Below are 17,407 nucleotides of genomic sequence, written 5' to 3'. Positions count from 1 at the left end.
CTTTTCCCAGCTGCGTTGACTCTTTTTTGAAGCTCTGGAATCAATAAGAACATAACAGGAACGTATAGGAGCTGACTGCCATGGCTGAAAACGCTGTGCCGCGGGAGACGGTGCTCGCCCTGCGCGACGCCATTGCCCGCTTGGAACGAGACAGGCCCTCCGGTTCCTGTCTTGCCACTACAAGGACGGAGGGCGAAAAAGCCGGGTTTTCCGCGTCCGGCCTTTCTCCGACCGCGCACGAAGAAACGCTGCCGCTTGGCGTTCCCACGCTTGATCATGCCATGTCCGGCGGGCTTCCGCTCAAGGGTCTGAGCGAGATCCGCGTGGCGGAAACGCGTGATGCCGGTGCCGCTACCGGCTTCACGCTTGGACTTGCCGCCCTTTGCCAGGCACGGCGCAAGGCGCGGGGTGAACTTGGGCCTATTCTCTGGATTTCCGAAACGATGGCGGAAAAAGAGGCCGGCGAGCCTTACGGGGTCGGCCTGTCGCTTCTCGGCATCGATCTGCGCGCCGCACTGTTCTCAAGGCCGCGCAATCTCCAGCAGGCCTTGTGGATTGCCGAGGCAGCGCTTGGATTTTCCGTCTTCTCCGCCGTCATTCTGGAGATCCGCGGCAATCCGGCGCGTCTCGGACTTCAGGAGAGCCGACGGCTGCAGTTGCGATCGATGGGCAGCGGCGTGCCGATTTTTCTGCTGCGCCAAGCCGGGGAGGAGGAGGCAAGTAGCGCGCATCTCCGCCTTCTCGTACGTCCTGCCCCTGCATCCCTGTTCATGCTGCCGGATGGAACGATGCTTTCGACCGGCATCGGGCATCCCGCCTTTCACGTGATTGCCGAGAAGACGCGGGCCTTTTCCCCTGTTGATGCCTACCTTGAATGGAGTTCCCATGCGCGCCGGTTCTACCCTCTCGACCCCGTCGCCGTCTCTCTTCCGGCACACGCAGCGGATCCTGTCGCTGTCCTTCCCGCATCTGTCGGCCGACCGGGTGGCGCGCCGGCGCTGGGGCGCGTCATGGCTTTCAAACGGGCGTCCTGATCATCCGCCGGTGGTGTTCTCGGACAAGGTCGAAAATGCCATGCGGATCGTGGCGCTTGACAGTCTGGCCGAGCGCCTGCGGTTGAAGCGGGGGCAAGGTGTCGCCGAAGCCCGCGCCATGCATCCGCGTCTTGATGTGCTGCCGGCCGATCCTGCCGCTGACCAGAGCTTTCTCTCAGGCTTGGCCGACTGGTGCGATCGCTATACGCCGCTGGTTGCCTATGCCGGTGCCGACGGTCTGGCGCTCGACATCACCGGCTGCACCAAACTGCATGGTGGAGAGAAAGCGCTGCTCGACGATGTCTTGTCGCGCCTTTTCCAGCTTGGCGTTGAGGCGCGGGGGGCGATTGCGGCCTCTCCCGGCCTGTCTTGGGCTCTGGCTCGATTTTCCGGCAATGATGTCATCGAAGCAGGAGAGGAGGCCGTCGCGCTCGGGCCTTTGCCCGTGACGGCGCTTCGACTGCCGCAGGCCCTCACAGATACGCTGATCAGACTGGGGCTGACGCAGGTTGGAGATCTCATGGAGGCGCCGAGAGCGGCCCTTGCCCGACGCTTCGGACCGCTCGTCTTTCTTCGGCTCGACCAGGCGCTCGGGCATGATGACGAACCGCTGTCTCCGCGCCGGCCTGTGGCCGAGCTTTCGGTCGAACGCAGGCTGATATCGCCGGTTTCGGGCGAAGACGACATCCTCGGGCTGGCGCTGCAGCTTGCCGATGGCCTGAAGGGACGCCTCGAGGAGCGGGGAGAGGGCGGGCGCCAGTTCGAACTTCTGCTTTTCCGCGTCGACGGCAAGGTATTCCGGTTGCTCGCCGGCACATCGTCTCCGTTGCGGGATCCAAAGCGCATCGCTGCGCTCTATCGGGAACGGCTTGCCGCCGTGCATGATGATCTGGATGCCGGTTATGGTTTCGAGATCTTGCGGCTCTGCGTGCTCAAGGCCGAGCCGATCTCCTCCGTTCAGGATGATTTTTCGGGGCGACCCGACCAAAGCCGTGCCCTTGCCGACTTCACGGACCGCGTCGTCGCTCGTTTTGGAGACGAGGTGCTGTCGGTTGCCGTTCTCGCGGCAAGCCATATTCCCGAGCGGGCGGCAAGCCTTCGGCCCGCCCGCGATGCTGCGTCTCCGGCAGCCAAAGGGCTTCAAGCCGAGGAATGGCCGGTTGTGCCGGTGCGGCCCCTGCGTCTTCTGACGCATCCCGAGCGCGTGGAGGTGCCCGTCGCCGATGTTCCGGACGGTGCACCGGAACGGTTTTTCTGGCGGCGGACCGCGTATCGGGTTACCCGGGCGGAAGGCCCGGAGCGCATTGCTGCGGAATGGTGGATCGACGGCGAAGACGCGCCGACGCGCGATTATTTTCGCATCGAGGACGAGACGGGGCGCCGGTTCTGGATGTTCCGCAATGGATTGTTCCAGCGCGAGCGAATGCATCCCGACTGGTTCATGCACGGCATTTTCGCATGACCCGCGCCGCTCCCCGAAAGGGGCGGGACGGCAGCGACGGCGTGACGAACAACACGCCGCCTGTCTTCTACGAATGGGGCGCCTGTACCAATTTTTCCTTTCTGCGTGGCGCTTCGGGTGCCAAGGAAATGGTGGTCACGGCCAAGCGCATCGGCCTGAAGGGCTTGGGGATCGCCGATCGCAACACGGTTTCGGGTGTCGTTCGGGCTCATGCAGAGGCCCGAGAGGAAAAATTTCCTTTCCAGCCTGGGGCGCGCCTCGTCTTTGCCGATGGCTCCCCGGATATGCTCGCCTATCCGCGCAACCGGAAGGGATGGGCGCACCTCTGCCGTCTTCTGAGCGCGGGCAATCTGCGTGCCGACGACAAGGGCAACTGCACGCTCTTTCTGCCTGATCTCCTTGCATGGCAGGAGCATCTGCAGGTGATCGTGATGAAGGGCCGCGCCGGATGGAGCGCTCCCGGAGAAGCCTCTGGCGGCTTGCCGCTCGCCCGCGGAAAAGCGACCGACGCGTCCGCGGGAGCGGTCGCAGACGTTCGGACCGACGGTGCATCTTGCGGAAACGATGACTGGGCGGTGCTCAGTCATACCCTAAGAACGCTACAGCCCCTCATGAAGGGCCGGCTGTTCCTCGGCATGACGCCGCGCTATGATGGGTTCGACGCGCAGGATTTCGCGGCTCTTGCAGCCCTTGCCGACAGCACGGATGTGCGCCTCATCGCCACGAACGACGTGCTCTACCACGCTCCCGACAGCCGACCGCTGGCCGACGTCATGACGGCCATCCGCGAGCATGTGACGATTGCTGAGGCCGGCTTCCGACTGCAGGCCAATGCCGAGCGGTTTCTCAAGGCACCCGGCGAGATGGTCCGTATCTTCCGCGACTATCCCCAGGCCGTTGCCAACACGGAGCGGTTCTTCAAGACGCTCGATTTCACGCTTGATGAACTGAAGCACAATTATCCGGACGAGGCCGGTCCGGGCGAGACATCGTCGCAGGCGCTCGAGCGGCTGGTGCGGGAAGGCGCGGCGCGGCGATATCCTCAGGGCGTGTCGGAGGCCGTGGAAACCAAGATCGCCTATGAACTCGATCTCATTCGCAAGAAGCAATACGAGCCTTATTTTCTCACCGTCCATCGCCTGGTGACCTTTGCGCGATCGAAAGGCATTCTTTGCCAGGGGCGCGGATCCGCGGCCAATTCGTCCGTCTGCTACTGTCTTCACGTGACGGAGGTCGATCCAGTCAAGTTCACCCTCCTCTTCGACCGCTTTCTCTCCGTGGATCGCGACGAGCCGCCCGATATCGATATCGACTTCGAGCATGCACGGCGCGAAGAGGTGATCCAGTTCATCTACGATACCTACACCAAGGAGCATGCCGGCATCGCCGCTGCTGCCATCAGTTACCGCGCGCGCTCGGCTGGGCGCGAGGTGGCCAAGGTGTTCGGTTTTTCCGAGGATGTGCAGACGGCGCTTGCGGCCTCCATCTGGGGCTGGTGGACATCGTCGTTCACGGACGAACAGGCCAAGGCGGCCGGGCTCGACCTGTCGGATCCCACCGTGATGCGCATGTTCACCTATGCCGGACGGCTAATGGACATGCCGCGGCACCTGTCCCAGCATGTCGGCGGTTTCGTCATCACGCATGACCGGCTCGACGAGGTCGTGCCGATCATGCCGACGGCCATGCCCGGCCGCTACATGATCGAGTGGAACAAGGACGATCTCGACACGCTCAAGATCCTCAAGGTCGACGTTCTCGCACTCGGGATGCTCACCTGTCTCGCCAAGGCCTTCCGCATGCTGGAGACCCATTATGGCAAGCAGATGCTGCTGTCTCAGGTCTACGACACCGAGCTCGACTATGTAAAAGACGACAACCCGGTCTACGACATGATCTGTCGTGCCGATACGGTGGGGGTTTTCCAGATCGAGAGCCGGGCGCAGATGAGCATGCTGCCGCGGCTTCGACCGCGGGAATTCTACGATCTGGTGATCGAGGTGGCGATTGTCCGGCCGGGTCCCATTCAGGGTGACATGGTGCACCCCTACCTCAAGCGCCGTGAGGCAAAGCTGCGAGGCGAGGCGATCCCCTATGAGAGCCTGGAGCTGAAGACCGTGCTGAAGCGGACGCTGGGTGTGCCGCTGTTCCAGGAGCAGGCCATGCAGATCGCGATGACGGCGGCCAAGTTCACCGCGGCGGAAGCGGATCAGTTGCGCCGCGCCATGGCCACCTTTCGCCGATCGGGGCTGGTCGCGAATTTCGAGACCAAGATGATCGAAGGCATGGTCAAGAACGGTTACAATCGCGAGTTCGCCGTCCGCTGCTTCAACCAGATCAAGGGATTTGGAGAATACGGATTTCCCGAAAGCCATGCCGCTTCCTTTGCGCTCCTTGTCTATGCCTCCTGCTGGTTCAAGACGTTCTATCCCGATATCTTCTGCGCGGCCCTGCTCAACGCCCAACCGATGGGGTTCTATGCGCCGGCCCAGCTCGTGCGCGACGCCCGCGAGCACGGCGTCCAGATCCGTGCCGTCGATATCAATCTGTCCGACTGGGAAACGATCCTGGAGGGAAACGAACTGCAGGACAGCAATGATGGAAGCGTTGCCCGACCCGATTTCGACCCCCGAGCGATCGATCCCCGCCACCGCGATATGCGCAACGTCATCCTGACGCAATACGCCGTCCGCCTCGGCTTTCGGCTGGTGAAGGGATTGAGAGAAGACGACATGGCACCTCTGGTGGCCCATCGCGGCGCGGGATATGTCTCGATCTACGATCTCTGGCTGCGGTCAGGATTGACGCGCAGCGTGCTCGAACGACTGGCGGATGCCGATGCGTTCGGATCGCTCGGGATCGATCGTCGCCGCGCGCTCTGGGACATCAAGGCGCTCGATGAAAAGGCGCCCGCCGAACGCTTGCCGCTCTTTGCCGCGGCGGGAGAGGCAGACTTGAGAGGGGATCCTGCCATGCGTCTTCCGATCATGCCGGCCGGCGAAGAGGTGGTGAACGACTACAGGGCCCTGTCGCTTTCGCTGAAGGCGCATCCGGTCTCCTTCATGCGGGAAGCATTCGCACGGGATAGCGTGGTGGCATGCCGGAGCCTTGCGACCACGCGTCCGGGGCGTCGCGTCACGGTGGCCGGCCTTGTTCTGGTGCGGCAGCGGCCGGGATCTGCGAAAGGCGTGATCTTCATGACACTGGAAGACGAGACGGGTGTCGCCAATATCATCGTCTGGAAAGCTGTCTTCGAAACGTTCCGTGCCGTCGTCATGGGCGCGCGGCTCGTCAAGGTCACCGGGCGTCTGCAGAGCCAGAACGGGGTCATCCATGTCGTTGCGGAAAGCCTGGACGACATGACCGAGGCACTGGGTCTGCTGAAGAGCGAGGCACGCCGCTTTGCCGTCAACGAAAGAGCGGACGAGGTACTGCGCCCTACGGCAGATCAAAGGCAGAAGGGCGATGCGCGGGAACAGGCCCTGCGCGAGCGCGCCCGTCGTGAGGCGCGACGGAAGTCCGGCCTGATGGAAACGGCGCAGGTGATGCCCAAGGGCCGCAACTTCCATTAAACCTGCGCGCGGTGTCTTTTCTGTCGGCCACCGATACATGCGTGCGACCGGCCGGGTGCTCGCCGTGCCGCCGAGATCAAGCTGCTTCTGCGCGAGCGGGAGCACTTGGTGATCATCCTTCGACCGCGTTATCTCCTTGGAATTGTTCTAAACTAAGGCTTGCGCGATCACGGGGTTTTTTCTTGACACCAATTATCTTGTTTGTTTACTGCTGCCTCAGCGAGGATGCGAAGACAGGCAAGACGTCATGCTGGTTTGCAGTTGCAATTTCATCTCCGAAAAGGAGATAGAGGATACGATCACCGCCCTCCTCGATGAGGATTGTTGGCAGCTGATCGTGCCTGCAAAAGTCTATCACGCGATGGAAAAGCGCGGGCGCTGCTGCGGCTGCTTCCCCAATGTGGTCGACCTGATTATCCGGACCACGGAACGCTATCACGCCGTGCGGCACTCGACGGATGACCAGATATTTGATTTCATGACCCGTCTCAAAAAATTTCACGAGGAAAACAGGAGAGCGGATCTTGAAAGGCGACACAAGGGTCATCGAGCGGCTTAACGAAGCCCTCTATCTCGAGCTGGGGGCGGTCAATCAGTACTGGCTGCACTTCCGGCTGCTCGAGGACTGGGGTTACACGCTCCTGGCAAAGAAGGAGCGTGCCGAGTCCATCGAGGAAATGCACCACGCCGATAAGCTGATCGCGCGCATTATCTTTCTCGACGGTCATCCCAATCTGCAGACCGTCGGCCCGCTCCGCATCGGGCAAAACGTCAAGGAAGTCCTTGAAGCTGATCTTGCCGGTGAATACGACGCTCGCAATGCCTACAAGGAGTCGCGCGACATCTGTCATGCGGCGGGCGACTATGTCTCCATGAAGCTTTTCGAAGAATTGCTGATGGACGAGGAAGGCCATATCGACTTCCTCGAAACACAGCTTCAACTGTTCAATTCGATCGGTGCCGAGAAATACGGACAGCTGAATGCGACCTCCGCCGACAAGGCCGAGGTCGGCAGCGAAGACGCCTGAGACAGGAGGTCGGGAGGTGCGGCGTTCCACGACGCCGTACCTCTTACCTACAGCGGAAAGCGCCGGTTCCGATCCTCTTCGCCGCCTTAAAGCTTTCCCGTCGTCTCCGTCGCCAGATGCGCGAAGGTGGAAACAACAGTGTCATACACAGCGCGCTTGAAAGGCACGATAAGCCCGGGAAGGTCTGTCATCGGCTTCCAGGCCCATTCCTCGAATTCGGCTTCGTGTCCACCGGGCGGTGGGTTGATGGCAATCTCGCTGTCGTCGCCGTGGAAACGGAAGGCAAACCAGCGCTGGGTCTGACCCCGGAATTTCCCCTTCAGCCCGATTCCGATCAGGTGGGTCGGTAGGTCATAGTTGATCCAGTCCGGCGCTTCCATCAGCAGCGACACGCTGCGCATGCCTGTCTCCTCATAGAGCTCACGCTTTGCCGCTTCCAGCGGATCTTCTCCCTTGTCGATGCCGCCCTGCGGCATCTGCCAGAGTTGTCCCGATCCGTCATATTCGGAGTTGCCCAAGGGAATACGCCGACCGGCCCAGACGAGGCCCTGGTCGTTCAGCACCATGATCCCGACGCAAGGCCGATATGGGAGATCTTCGGCGCGGAGAGGCGGGGTCTTGCCGGTCTTGCTCATCATCTATCCTCAGGGCATGTGGCGGCTGTCTGACAGCACGCGCGGAATTCCGTTCAGTTTCGCTTCGTGTCCTTGACCAGCGCAGAGACGCCGACGAATTCGATGCCACGCTTTTCCGCCTCATCCATCCATTGCGCAATAGCCGAAACGCTTTCGTCGAAGGCCGATGCCGTGCCGATGGCGGTGCCGTTGCGTCTCGCGATTCGCTCGAGGTCGTCGAGCTTGCGCAGAATGGCGGTCCGGTCGAGCTGTGTATCCACCACAACGTCGCCGAACGCATAGGGCACATTCAGGGCGTCGCCGAGCGTCGATGTCAACGATTGCGCCGAGGTGCCGTCGTCGAGGAACAGCAGACCGCGTTGCCCGATCTCGCGCATCACGGGTTCGAGCGCCTCCGCGTTCGACAGAAAGCGGCCACCGAGAAAATTCATGATGCCGGTATAGTTGGTGATCTTGCCGAGCGCGTCGTGCAGCTGTGCGAGATTCTGCCGTGCGCCGTCGCCAACCAGCAGGGTCTGCGGCCCGGGGTTGTTCGTGGGATAGTCGAAGGGCTCCAGCGGCACTTGCAAAAGGATTTCGTGGCCTGTCCGGCGCGCCTCCTGCATCCAGCGTTGCAGGCTGTTGCCGGATGCGGCAAAAGCCAAGGTCGCCGCCGGTGGGAGCGTGCGAATGGCACTCTGCGTGCCCGTCTGGCTCAATCCCATGCCGCCGATCACAAGCGCGATTCGCGTTCCGCGCGCACCCGACCAGGGGCGAGCATATTGATCCATCGGCCGCAGCCCGTCGGGTCCAATCACGGGCAGCCGGCCCTCCGGAGCGTCCTCGAGAAGCAATTCGTTCGGCTGTGCTGCCATGCGCGGATCCTGTCCCCGCACGGGCCCGACCTCGATGATGGCAGGACCGTTCTTGCCACGCTGACCCGGGGAATAGGTCGTCACCACATTGCCGTTGTCCAGGAGCGTGCGGTTGATGCTCGCACCCGATGATGCCGCTTCGCCCGTGGATCGGGATCCGGCCTTTACTGGAGCCTTTGGGCTATCTTCGGTTTGCCCGGCAGACGGCGCCGCGGCGATCTCGGTCGAGGCAGGCAGCGGCGCTGGCGGGAGCAGGCCGAGGGGGGTCATCCATGCAAAGACGGTCACGCCGGCAATGGCCGTCGCGAACAGGCCAAGCGCCACCCGCCCCATGCGCAGCCGCGTCCTGGTCTTTGCCGGGCGCCTGTTCTGCCCGAGCGGTGCATTGAGATCCGTGCCCAAAATTGTCCTCTACTTTTGATGCATGTCGCCCGAAAACGCTGCACGCTTTCGGGCGACATGCATCAGCGAACGTGATACCGCGCCAAGCTTGCGCGTCGCCGGACATGCAAAACGCCGCCCGGGGCCGGACGGCGTTTCACGCATTTGCGACGGTCTCTTCGGCTTCAGGGTGCGAGTTCGGCCTTCTGCGGATTCGCCGGGAAGCTCGGATCGCTCTTCTTGCCGCGCAGCAGGTCCAGCGCGTAGTTTAGCTGTATATCGTCCTTGGGTTCCGGCGGAACATAAGCAACGGAGCCGGAGCCCTCCTGCGTCTCGTTCTGGCCCTGGATATGGCCGCGCAGACTCGACTCGCTGGTGTTTTCGACCTTGCCGAGAAGCTCTGGCGGAAGCGGCTGCTCCACCTTGATATCAGGCGAGATGCCTGTGCCCTGGATCGATTTGCCCGATGGCGTGTAATAGAGCGCCGTCGTCAGGCGAAGCGCCCCGGCCTCGCCGAGCGGGATGATCGTCTGGACGGAACCCTTGCCGAAAGACCGCGTGCCGAGAACGGTTGCGCGCTTCAGATCCTGAAGGGCACCGGCGACAATTTCCGATGCGGACGCCGAACCGCCGTTGACGAGAACGATGACCGGCTTGCCGTCGGTCAGGTCGCCCGGCGTCGCATTGAAGCGACGGGTTTCGTCGGCGTTGCGGCCGCGCGTGGAGACGACTTCGCCACGCTCGAGGAAGGCGTCGGAAACATTGATCGCCTGATCGAGCAGGCCGCCCGGGTTCAGGCGAAGGTCGAGCACATAGCCTTTCAGCTTGTCGGCAGGCACGTCCTTCTTGATTTTCTCGATCGCGTTCTTCAGGTCGTCATAGGTTTTTTCGGTGAACGAAATGACGCGGACGTAGCCGACATCGCCTTCGACACGCGACTTGACCGCACGGACCGCGATGACATCGCGAACGATCGTCAGTTCGATCGGCTTGTCGGCGCCCTTGCGCAGGATGGTCAGCTTGATCGGCTTGCCGACCGCGCCGCGCATCTTGTCGACCGCCTCTTCGAGCTTCAGGCCGCGAACATCCTGGCCATCGATCTTGGAAATGAAGTCGCCGGCGAGAACACCGGCCTTGGCGGCAGGCGTATCGTCGATCGGGCTCGTGACCTTGACCAGCTCGTCTTCCATCGTGACTTCGATGCCGAGACCGCCGAATTCACCCTTGGTCTGGGTGCGCATGTCTTCTGCGTCGGTGGCATTCATGTAGCTCGAATGCGGATCAAGGGACGAGAGCATGCCGTTGATGGCGTTCTCGATCAGCTTGTCGTCCTGCGGCGGCGTCACATATTGGGCCCGCACGCGCTCGAAGACGTCGCCGAAGATCGACAGTTCGCGATACGTCGACGGATTGGCCGCAACGGCCGGAACGACCGCAGAGTAGACGACGCTCATTGCCGTCGCGCCCATCAACGCCCCGACCAGAACTAGTGAAGCCCTACGAATCATTTCGTACCTTTCCGGTGTCTGAGGCGGTCCACCATGGTCGAGAATCAACCGGTTTACCGTCTTTTCTGAATTCAATGTAAAGCGTTGGTCGATCTGTTTCCAGCGCCAAAGCCGCAGCACTCGCCACTCTTTTCGTTCCCATCTGACCGAGCGGCTCGCCGGCAACGACGAACTGGCCAGGCTGGACGGCAACCGTCTCCATTCCAGACAAAACAACAAGATAGCCATCGCCCGGATTGAGGATGATCATCTGCCCGTAGCTGCGGAATGCGCCGGAGAACATGACCCATCCATCTGTCGGTGCGGTAACCAGCGCGCCGGCTTCGGTTCGCAGCATCATGCCTTGCGAGGAATGCCCGGTTCCATCGTCGTCGCCGTATCGGCGCAGGACGGAGCCGGCGACGGGAAAGGCGAGTTTCTTCTGCAACTCGGAAAATTCATATGCCGGGGCAATGCGGTTTTTGTCGGGCACCGCATTGCGCGCCAGCGCGCGCGCTGCCTCGCGATCCGCCTCCGACAGCCGCGCCCGTGCTTCTTCGTCCGCACGGGCCGCTTCGGCCGCGGCCCGAACAGAGCCGATTTCGCTTTCGAGCGAGCCGATCAGGCCCTGAAGGCTTGTTGCCTGCGAGGCCAGTTGCTCTGCCTTGCGACGTTCGGCAGCCAGTTCCGTGGCGTTGCTGCTTTTGAGCTTTTCCTTCTCGGCGACCAGCATGTTCATCCGCCGCTCTTCCTCCAGCCGCGCGGTCATGTCGTTTCCAAGCGCCTGCTTCTGGGTGACGATGTCTGAGCGCAGGCCGGCAAGGGCCTGAAGATCGGCAGCAAGATTTTCCGTTTCGTGGCGGATACCCGGCACGACGGCGCCGAGCAGGATGGCACTCCGGACAGAGCCAAGGGCATCTTCCGGCGTAACAAGAAGGGCAGGCGGCGGGTTGCGGCCCATCCGCTGCAGCGCGGCGAGAACCTCGGCCAGCACGCCACGCCGCGCCTTCAGCGACTGGTGAACGGTGTCTTCGCGCACGCGCAGGTCCGCCAGCTTCGTCTCGCCATCGGCGATCTGCTGTTCGAGCGTCTGGCGCTTGCCCGCAGACTCCACCAGGGCTTGGCGAAGGGCCGCATTGGTCTTCTCGATATCTGCGATCTCGGACTGAAGCGCGAGCGCTCGCTCTTGCGATAGACTGATGGTCTTTGAGAGGGCGTCGAGTTCGATGCGGGTATTGTTGCGCCTCTGGGACAAGGCAGCCACAGGATCCTCCGGTGCGGCGACGGCGGGACGATCGCCACGCTCGGCATCCTGCGCCTGCGCCGGACTATCGATCCCGATAAGCGCGACGAGGACCGCCGCCAGACGAAGCACATGGCCGGGGCGATCAATCGGCAGACTCATCCGATCGCCCGAATTGCCCTTCCCACGTCTCTTCTGCCGGTTCCAGATCATCCCGCCATCTGCCGTCTTCCGCCTTGTCCGAAGCTTGTCAGTGCGCATGGTCAAAGCCATTTGCCAAAAATGCGGCGCACGCATGGCCGGAAGACCGATGACGCATGCCTGATAGCCGTGCGAACTGGTGTTTAGACGCGGTGGTAAGGGTGTCCGGACAGAATGGTGACAGCGCGATAGAGCTGCTCGGCAATGAGGATGCGAACAAGCTGGTGCGGCCATGTCAGACGGCCGAGACAAATGACGGCGTCCGCCCGGGCGTGGAGGTCAGGGTCGAGCCCGTCCGCCCCTCCGATTGCGATCGTTATGTCGCGTTTTCCCTGATCACGGAACCCGCCGACAAGCTCTGCAAAGGCGGGGGAGTCGAGGTGTTTGCCGCGTTCGTCCAAGAGAATGAGAAGACCCGCTTCAGGCAGAGATTTCAGCAGCTGAGCAGCTTCCTCTCGCTTGCGCGTCTCACTGGAGGAGGCCCGACTTTCCGCGATTTCCGTCATTCGCCCTGCTTCGAGCCCGATGGCCGGACCGGCTTTGGCGAAGCGGTCGAGATAGCGCGCCGCAAGATCCTTCTCCGGGCCGGCTTTCAGGCGCCCGACAGCAAAAAGTCCAATTTTCAACCCTCTGGCCTCCGGCACAGCATTTGCGGGCCGACACCGGGATGTCGGCTTTGGTCCGGACGCTGGACATCCGCCGCATGCAACGATCGCTGTGCAGGCTGCAACAGCTCTCGACGCACGTTTACAGGCAACGCCGACGACGTGGCGTCAAGATACTGACGTCAAGGATCAGTGGCGTGTGCCGTCGTCCATTTCAGGGGCCGCCCACATCCGCTCGATGTTGTAGAACTCGCGGATTTCAGGACGGAACACGTGAATGATGATATCGCCAGCATCGATCAGAACCCAATCCGCTGTTTCCAGGCCTTCAACCCGGGGAGCGCCCAAGCCGTCGTCCTTCATGTCGGAAACCAAGTGATCGGAGATGGCTGCAACATGACGGCTCGATCGCCCGGAGACCACAACCATGTAGTCGCCCAGCGCCGATTTTCCGGCAATGTTGATCGTGACAATATCTTCTGCCTTTGAGTCCTCGAGGCTGGCGAGAACCAGTTGAAGCGCGCGGTCGGCGGCATCGTCGCCACGTTCCGTGCTTTTCGGGAAGATGCGGGTGACATTTCCCTTGGCGTGTACTGTTGTCAGAGTATTTCCTTTCCCAATGACCAGAACATGCACGTTCGGCACATCTTGCGCCGGGCAACCGCTTGTCGGACAGTCACCTTGATAAATGTAGTCATCAAAGCCTTAAGGTTTCAAGACGCAGGCAAAAAGATCGTCAGCCCCGCACAGGCTTGGCCGCCCGCAAGGCCGTCGAGCTCAGCGGAGAACGTGGACCATGAAGGAACGTCCAGGCTGGCGCAGCGCGTCGGGCCAGAAGAGCGGCATCTTCCTCATCGACGCGGGCATAGTCGAAGGTTCGCGCCATCTTCGAGGAGAGGTAGGCCAGGGTCGCGCCGGGCCGATCGACGACAGCGATGGGGACGCTGCGGGCGATCTCCTGCCAGCGCTGCCAGCGATCGAATGTCTTCAGATTGTCAGCGCCCATAACCCAAACGAAATGAATGGCCGGATTGCGGGCACGGATCTTTTCGAGTGTTCGCGCAGTGTAGCTTTGCCCGAGTGTATGCTCAAAGGCCGTCACCTTGATGCGCGGACTTTCCGTGATGGCTTCGCTCATGGCGATACGATCGGAAAGCGGCGCAAGTTCGCGTCGGCTTTTCAGGGGGTTGCCCGGTGTCACCATCCACCAGAGCTGGTCGAGCCGCAGCCGCCGCAAGGCGATGTCGGCCACCAGCACATGCCCGTCATGCGGCGGGTTGAACGAGCCGCCGAAAAGGCCGACCGTCATCCCCGGCTCGACATGCGGCATCCGCAGATAACGATCGGCGAGACCCGCATTTTCCGTCACTTACGGTCGAACCTGGCCGGTGCCGTGCACCCGATACTGGAAGGAGGTCAATTGTTCGACGCCGACGGGACCGCGTGCGTGCATCTTGCCGGTGGATATGCCGATCTCGCCGCCCATGCCGAATTCGCCGCCATCGGCAAACTGGGTCGAGGCATTGTGAAGGAGAATGGCGCTGTCGATCTCCGTGAAGAAGCGATGGACGACTCCGGCGTCCTCGGCGATGACGGCTTCCGTGTGGGACGATGACCAGAGCCCGATATGCTCGATCGCACCGGCAACGCCGTCGACCATCCGCACCGCGATGATGGCATCGAGATATTCCGTCGCCCAGTCTTCTTCCGTGGCCGCGATCAGGCCGGGGACAATGGCCCGAACCGCGTTGTCGCCGCGCACTTCGCAGCCGGCGGTCTGCAGCGCGGCAATCAGCGGCACGACGAAGCGTTCTGCGCCGGCCGTGTCGATCAGCAGGGTTTCCGCCGAGCCGCAAACGCCGGTGCGACGCATCTTGGCATTGACGATGATGGCGCGCGCCATGTCGAGATCGGCCGAAGCATCGACATAGACGTGGCATAGGCCTTCGAGATGCGCGAACACCGGGACACGTGCCTCGTTCTGAACGCGCGCAACGAGGCTCTTGCCGCCGCGGGGCACGATCACATCGATCGCCCCGTTCAGACCGGTCAGCATGGCGCCGACGGCCGACCGGTCGGCGACCGGAACCATCTGGATCGCATGCTCTGGAAGGCCGGCCGAGACCAGGCCCTCCAGCAGGCAGGCATGGATCGCCTGCGAGGAGTGGAGGCTGTCGGAGCCGCCGCGCAGGATTACCGGATTGCCGGCCTTCAGGCACAGGGCACCCGCATCGGCGGTCACGTTCGGCCGGCTTTCATAGATGACTCCGATGACGCCGAGCGGCGTCCGGACGCGCTGGATGCGCAGGCCGTTCGGCCTTTCCCACTCGGCGATGACGTCGCCGACCGGATCGGGCAGAGCAGCGATATCGCGGATGGCGTTGGCCATGCTCGACACGCGCTCTTCATTCAGCGTCAGCCTGTCGATGAAGGCGGCGGCCACGCCGGTCGCCCGTGCATTTTCAAGATCGAGCGCATTGGCAGCCAGAATATCTGCGCTTCGCTTCAAAATCGCATCGGCCATGGCCATGAGGGCTGCCGTCTTCTGCGTCGGCGATGCTGTTGCCAGTGGCCGGGCCGAAGCCTTGGCCTGACGGCCGATGGCGGCCATCAGATCCTGGATTTCGCGCTTGCGGGGATCGTCAAGCATCGATGTCGTTCCTCTCCGTCTCACACGTCGCGCGCTTCGTCGCCTGCGCGTCCGGCAGTGTGCCTGTCATGACCAGATCGTCACGATGCACCATGGCGGCGCGGCCGGCATAGCCAAGGATCTCCGAGATGTCTCCCGATTTCCGCCCCGCAATCTGCCGCGTCTCGTCAGCGTCGTAGCTCGCAAGTCCCCGGGCGATTTCTCGTCCGTCCGCGCTCACGATGGCGATCGTGTCGCCGCGGCTGAACGTCCCGGTCACGTCGCGCACGCCGGCCGGCAAAAGACTCTTGCCGGAACGCAATGCCGTTTCGGCGCCCGCATCGATGGCAAGGGTGCCCGAGGGCAACAATTGTCCGGCGATCCATGTCTTGCGCGCCGTGACAGGCGTAGTGGACGGGGCAAACCAGGAGGATCGGGCGCCTTCGGCCAGCGCCGCCAGAGGGTGATCGACCTTGCCCGAAGCAATGATCATCGCGCAACCGGCGCTGGTCGCCATCTTGCCGGCGTCGATCTTCGTGCGCATCCCGCCGCGCGACAGTTCCGATGCTGCGCCACCCGCCATCGCCTCGATCTCGGGCGTGATGGACGGAATGATCTCGATGAATTTGGCTTCCGGATCCAGATGCGGCGGTGCCGTGTACAGTCCGTCGATATCGGAAAGCAGCACGAGCAGGTCCGCACCGATCATGGTGGCGACGCGCGCGGCCAGCCTGTCGTTGTCGCCGTAGCGGATTTCGCTCGTGGCGACGGTGTCGTTCTCGTTGATGATCGGGATCGCGCCCATCCTCAGGAGCTGGGTCATCGTCGCGCGCGCATTGAGGTAGCGCCTTCGCTCCTCCGTGTCGCCGAGCGTAAGCAGAACCTGTCCGGCAATGATGGCGTCCCGGGACAGACTTTCCGACCAGGCCCGCGCCAGGGAAATCTGCCCGACGGCTGCTGCGGCCTGGCTTTCCTCCAGCTTGAGCGCGCCCGCCGGCAGCTTCAACACAGAACGGCCGAGGGCAATGGCGCCCGACGAGACGACGAGGACATCGACGCCCTGCGATTTCAGCGCCGCAATGTCGGCGCAGATGGCGTCAAGCCATGTCGTCTTCAGCCCGCGCGCCCGATCGACCAGCAGGGCCGATCCGATCTTGATGACGACCCGCCGATAGGTCGAAAGCGGCTTGCGGGCCGAGCGCATCAGTCGGCGCTCCCCGCGTCGTCGCTGCCCGCCGTCTGGGCCGTCACGATGATATCCCGCAGGGCACGCAAGGTTTCCGTCATGCCCGTGCCAACAATGGCCGAGAGAAGGAAGGGGGTCGTCCCCGATGCTTTCGCCAGCGCTTTCTGTTTCTTCTTCAGCTCAGTAGGATCGAGCGTATCGACCTGCGACAGCGCCACGATCTCCGGTTTGTCCGTCAACTCGCCACCATAGGCTTCCAGCTCGTGCTTTACGGTCTTGTAGGCCTTGGCCACATCCTCCTCCTGTCCCGAGACAAGGTGAAGCAGGACACGTGTGCGCTCGACATGACCGAGGAAGCGGTCCCCGAGGCCGACGCCCTCATGTGCGCCTTCGATCAAGCCGGGAATATCCGCCAGAATGAACTCACGCCCGTCGATGGTGGCGACGCCCAGGTTCGGATGCAGCGTGGTGAAGGGGTAGTTCGCGATCTTCGGCCGCGCCCTCGTGCAGGTGGCAAGAAAGGTGGACTTGCCGGCGTTGGGCAGCCCCACGAGTCCGGCATCGGCGATCAGCTTCAGCCGCAGCCAGATGGTCTTTTCCTCGCCCTCGAGCCCGGGATTGGCCCAGCTCGGTGCCTGATTGGTGGCTGACTTGAAGTGGGCATTGCCGAAACCACCATTGCCGCCGGCCGCGATCCGGAAGCGCTGGCCCTCGGTGATCATGTCGATGATCAGCGTTTCCCCGTCTTCTTCGAAGATCTGCGTGCCGACCGGCACTTTCAGCGTCACGTGATCGCCGCCTGCGCCCGTGCGGTTACGGCCCATGCCGTGGATCCCGGTGCCGGCCTTGAAGTGCTGCTGGAAGCGGAAATCGATCAGCGTGTTGAGACCATTGAGGGCCTCCACCCAGACGTCACCGCCGCGCCCGCCGTCACCGCCGTCGGGTCCACCGAACTCGATGAACTTCTCGCGCCGGAAGGATACAGCACCGGCCCCCCCGTCGCCGGAGCGGATATAGACCTTGGCCTCGTCAAGAAATTTCATCGTCGTACCGTTCGTGCTACCTGCCGGAATTGCCGCCATCGATATAG

General features: G+C 62.6%; 15 protein-coding genes. 5 read left to right on the top strand and 10 right to left on the bottom strand.

The window, feature by feature from the left end:
* The first annotated feature begins 80 nt into the window (after window positions 1–80).
* From ASG03_RS21915 to bfr, 5 genes are all read left to right on the top strand, one after another.
* Window positions 81–1,034, top strand: coding sequence for an ImuA family protein (locus tag ASG03_RS21915; RefSeq protein ID WP_062691598.1), 954 nt, complete (start codon window positions 81–83; stop codon window positions 1,032–1,034).
* Window positions 985–2,496 carry a Y-family DNA polymerase gene (locus ASG03_RS01145; protein ID WP_274533630.1) on the top strand — a complete coding sequence of 504 codons (1,512 nt, stop codon included), beginning with the start codon at window positions 985–987 and terminating at the stop codon, window positions 2,494–2,496. Before ASG03_RS21915 ends, ASG03_RS01145 begins: the two co-directional genes overlap by 50 nt.
* Complete coding sequence (locus ASG03_RS01140) at window positions 2,493–6,068, top strand: error-prone DNA polymerase (RefSeq protein ID WP_082475478.1); 3,576 nt, start codon at window positions 2,493–2,495, stop codon at window positions 6,066–6,068. The genes ASG03_RS01145 and ASG03_RS01140 overlap by 4 nt, the downstream gene beginning before the upstream one ends.
* A gap of 247 nt (window positions 6,069–6,315) precedes the next feature.
* Window positions 6,316–6,627 carry a (2Fe-2S)-binding protein gene (locus ASG03_RS20895; protein WP_062477511.1) on the top strand — a complete coding sequence of 104 codons (312 nt, stop codon included), beginning with the start codon at window positions 6,316–6,318 and terminating at the stop codon, window positions 6,625–6,627.
* A complete protein-coding gene (gene bfr / locus ASG03_RS01130; protein ID WP_062477514.1) occupies window positions 6,593–7,096 on the top strand; it encodes a bacterioferritin in 504 nt (167 codons plus the stop codon). The genes ASG03_RS20895 and bfr overlap by 35 nt, the downstream gene beginning before the upstream one ends.
* 86 nt (window positions 7,097–7,182) lie before the next feature.
* Here bfr and ASG03_RS01125 read toward each other — a convergent pair whose 3' ends face one another.
* From ASG03_RS01125 to obgE, 10 genes are all read right to left on the bottom strand, one after another.
* Window positions 7,183–7,731, bottom strand: a complete 549-nt coding sequence (locus ASG03_RS01125) for an RNA pyrophosphohydrolase (protein WP_062691594.1) — start codon at window positions 7,729–7,731, stop codon at window positions 7,183–7,185.
* Between the two features lie 53 nt (window positions 7,732–7,784).
* A complete protein-coding gene (locus tag ASG03_RS01120; RefSeq protein ID WP_062691592.1) occupies window positions 7,785–8,987 on the bottom strand; it encodes a divergent polysaccharide deacetylase family protein in 1,203 nt (400 codons plus the stop codon).
* Between the two features lie 164 nt (window positions 8,988–9,151).
* Entirely contained in the window at window positions 9,152–10,474 is a 1,323-nt protein-coding gene (locus ASG03_RS01115; RefSeq protein ID WP_062477523.1) for a S41 family peptidase, read from the bottom strand.
* Complete coding sequence (locus ASG03_RS01110) at window positions 10,464–11,858, bottom strand: murein hydrolase activator EnvC family protein (protein ID WP_062691778.1); 1,395 nt, start codon at window positions 11,856–11,858, stop codon at window positions 10,464–10,466. The genes ASG03_RS01115 and ASG03_RS01110 overlap by 11 nt, the downstream gene beginning before the upstream one ends.
* Before the next feature lie 182 nt (window positions 11,859–12,040).
* Complete coding sequence (rlmH, locus tag ASG03_RS01105) at window positions 12,041–12,523, bottom strand: 23S rRNA (pseudouridine(1915)-N(3))-methyltransferase RlmH (protein WP_062691590.1); 483 nt, start codon at window positions 12,521–12,523, stop codon at window positions 12,041–12,043.
* 168 nt (window positions 12,524–12,691) lie between these two features.
* On the bottom strand, window positions 12,692–13,138 hold the full coding sequence (gene rsfS, locus ASG03_RS01100; RefSeq protein ID WP_062478062.1) for a ribosome silencing factor: 447 nt from the start codon (window positions 13,136–13,138) through the stop codon (window positions 12,692–12,694).
* Window positions 13,139–13,238: 100 nt separating this feature from the next.
* On the bottom strand, window positions 13,239–13,832 hold the full coding sequence (locus tag ASG03_RS01095) for a nicotinate-nucleotide adenylyltransferase (RefSeq protein ID WP_062691775.1): 594 nt from the start codon (window positions 13,830–13,832) through the stop codon (window positions 13,239–13,241).
* 39 nt (window positions 13,833–13,871) lie between these two features.
* Entirely contained in the window at window positions 13,872–15,152 is a 1,281-nt protein-coding gene (locus ASG03_RS01090; RefSeq protein WP_062691588.1) for a glutamate-5-semialdehyde dehydrogenase, read from the bottom strand.
* Window positions 15,145–16,335, bottom strand: a complete 1,191-nt coding sequence (gene proB / locus ASG03_RS01085; protein WP_062691586.1) for a glutamate 5-kinase — start codon at window positions 16,333–16,335, stop codon at window positions 15,145–15,147. The genes ASG03_RS01090 and proB overlap by 8 nt, the downstream gene beginning before the upstream one ends.
* The gene (gene obgE / locus ASG03_RS01080) at window positions 16,335–17,360 is read right to left on the bottom strand and encodes a GTPase ObgE (protein WP_062691584.1); all 1,026 of its coding nucleotides are present in this window, start codon (window positions 17,358–17,360) and stop codon (window positions 16,335–16,337) included. The genes proB and obgE overlap by 1 nt, the downstream gene beginning before the upstream one ends.
* Between the last annotated feature and the right edge of the window lie 47 nt (window positions 17,361–17,407).

The organism is Rhizobium sp. Leaf341 (assembly GCF_001424325.1).
GTDB lineage: Bacteria > Pseudomonadota > Alphaproteobacteria > Rhizobiales > Rhizobiaceae > Ferranicluibacter.
This window is presented reverse-complemented; position numbering and strand designations above follow the sequence as displayed.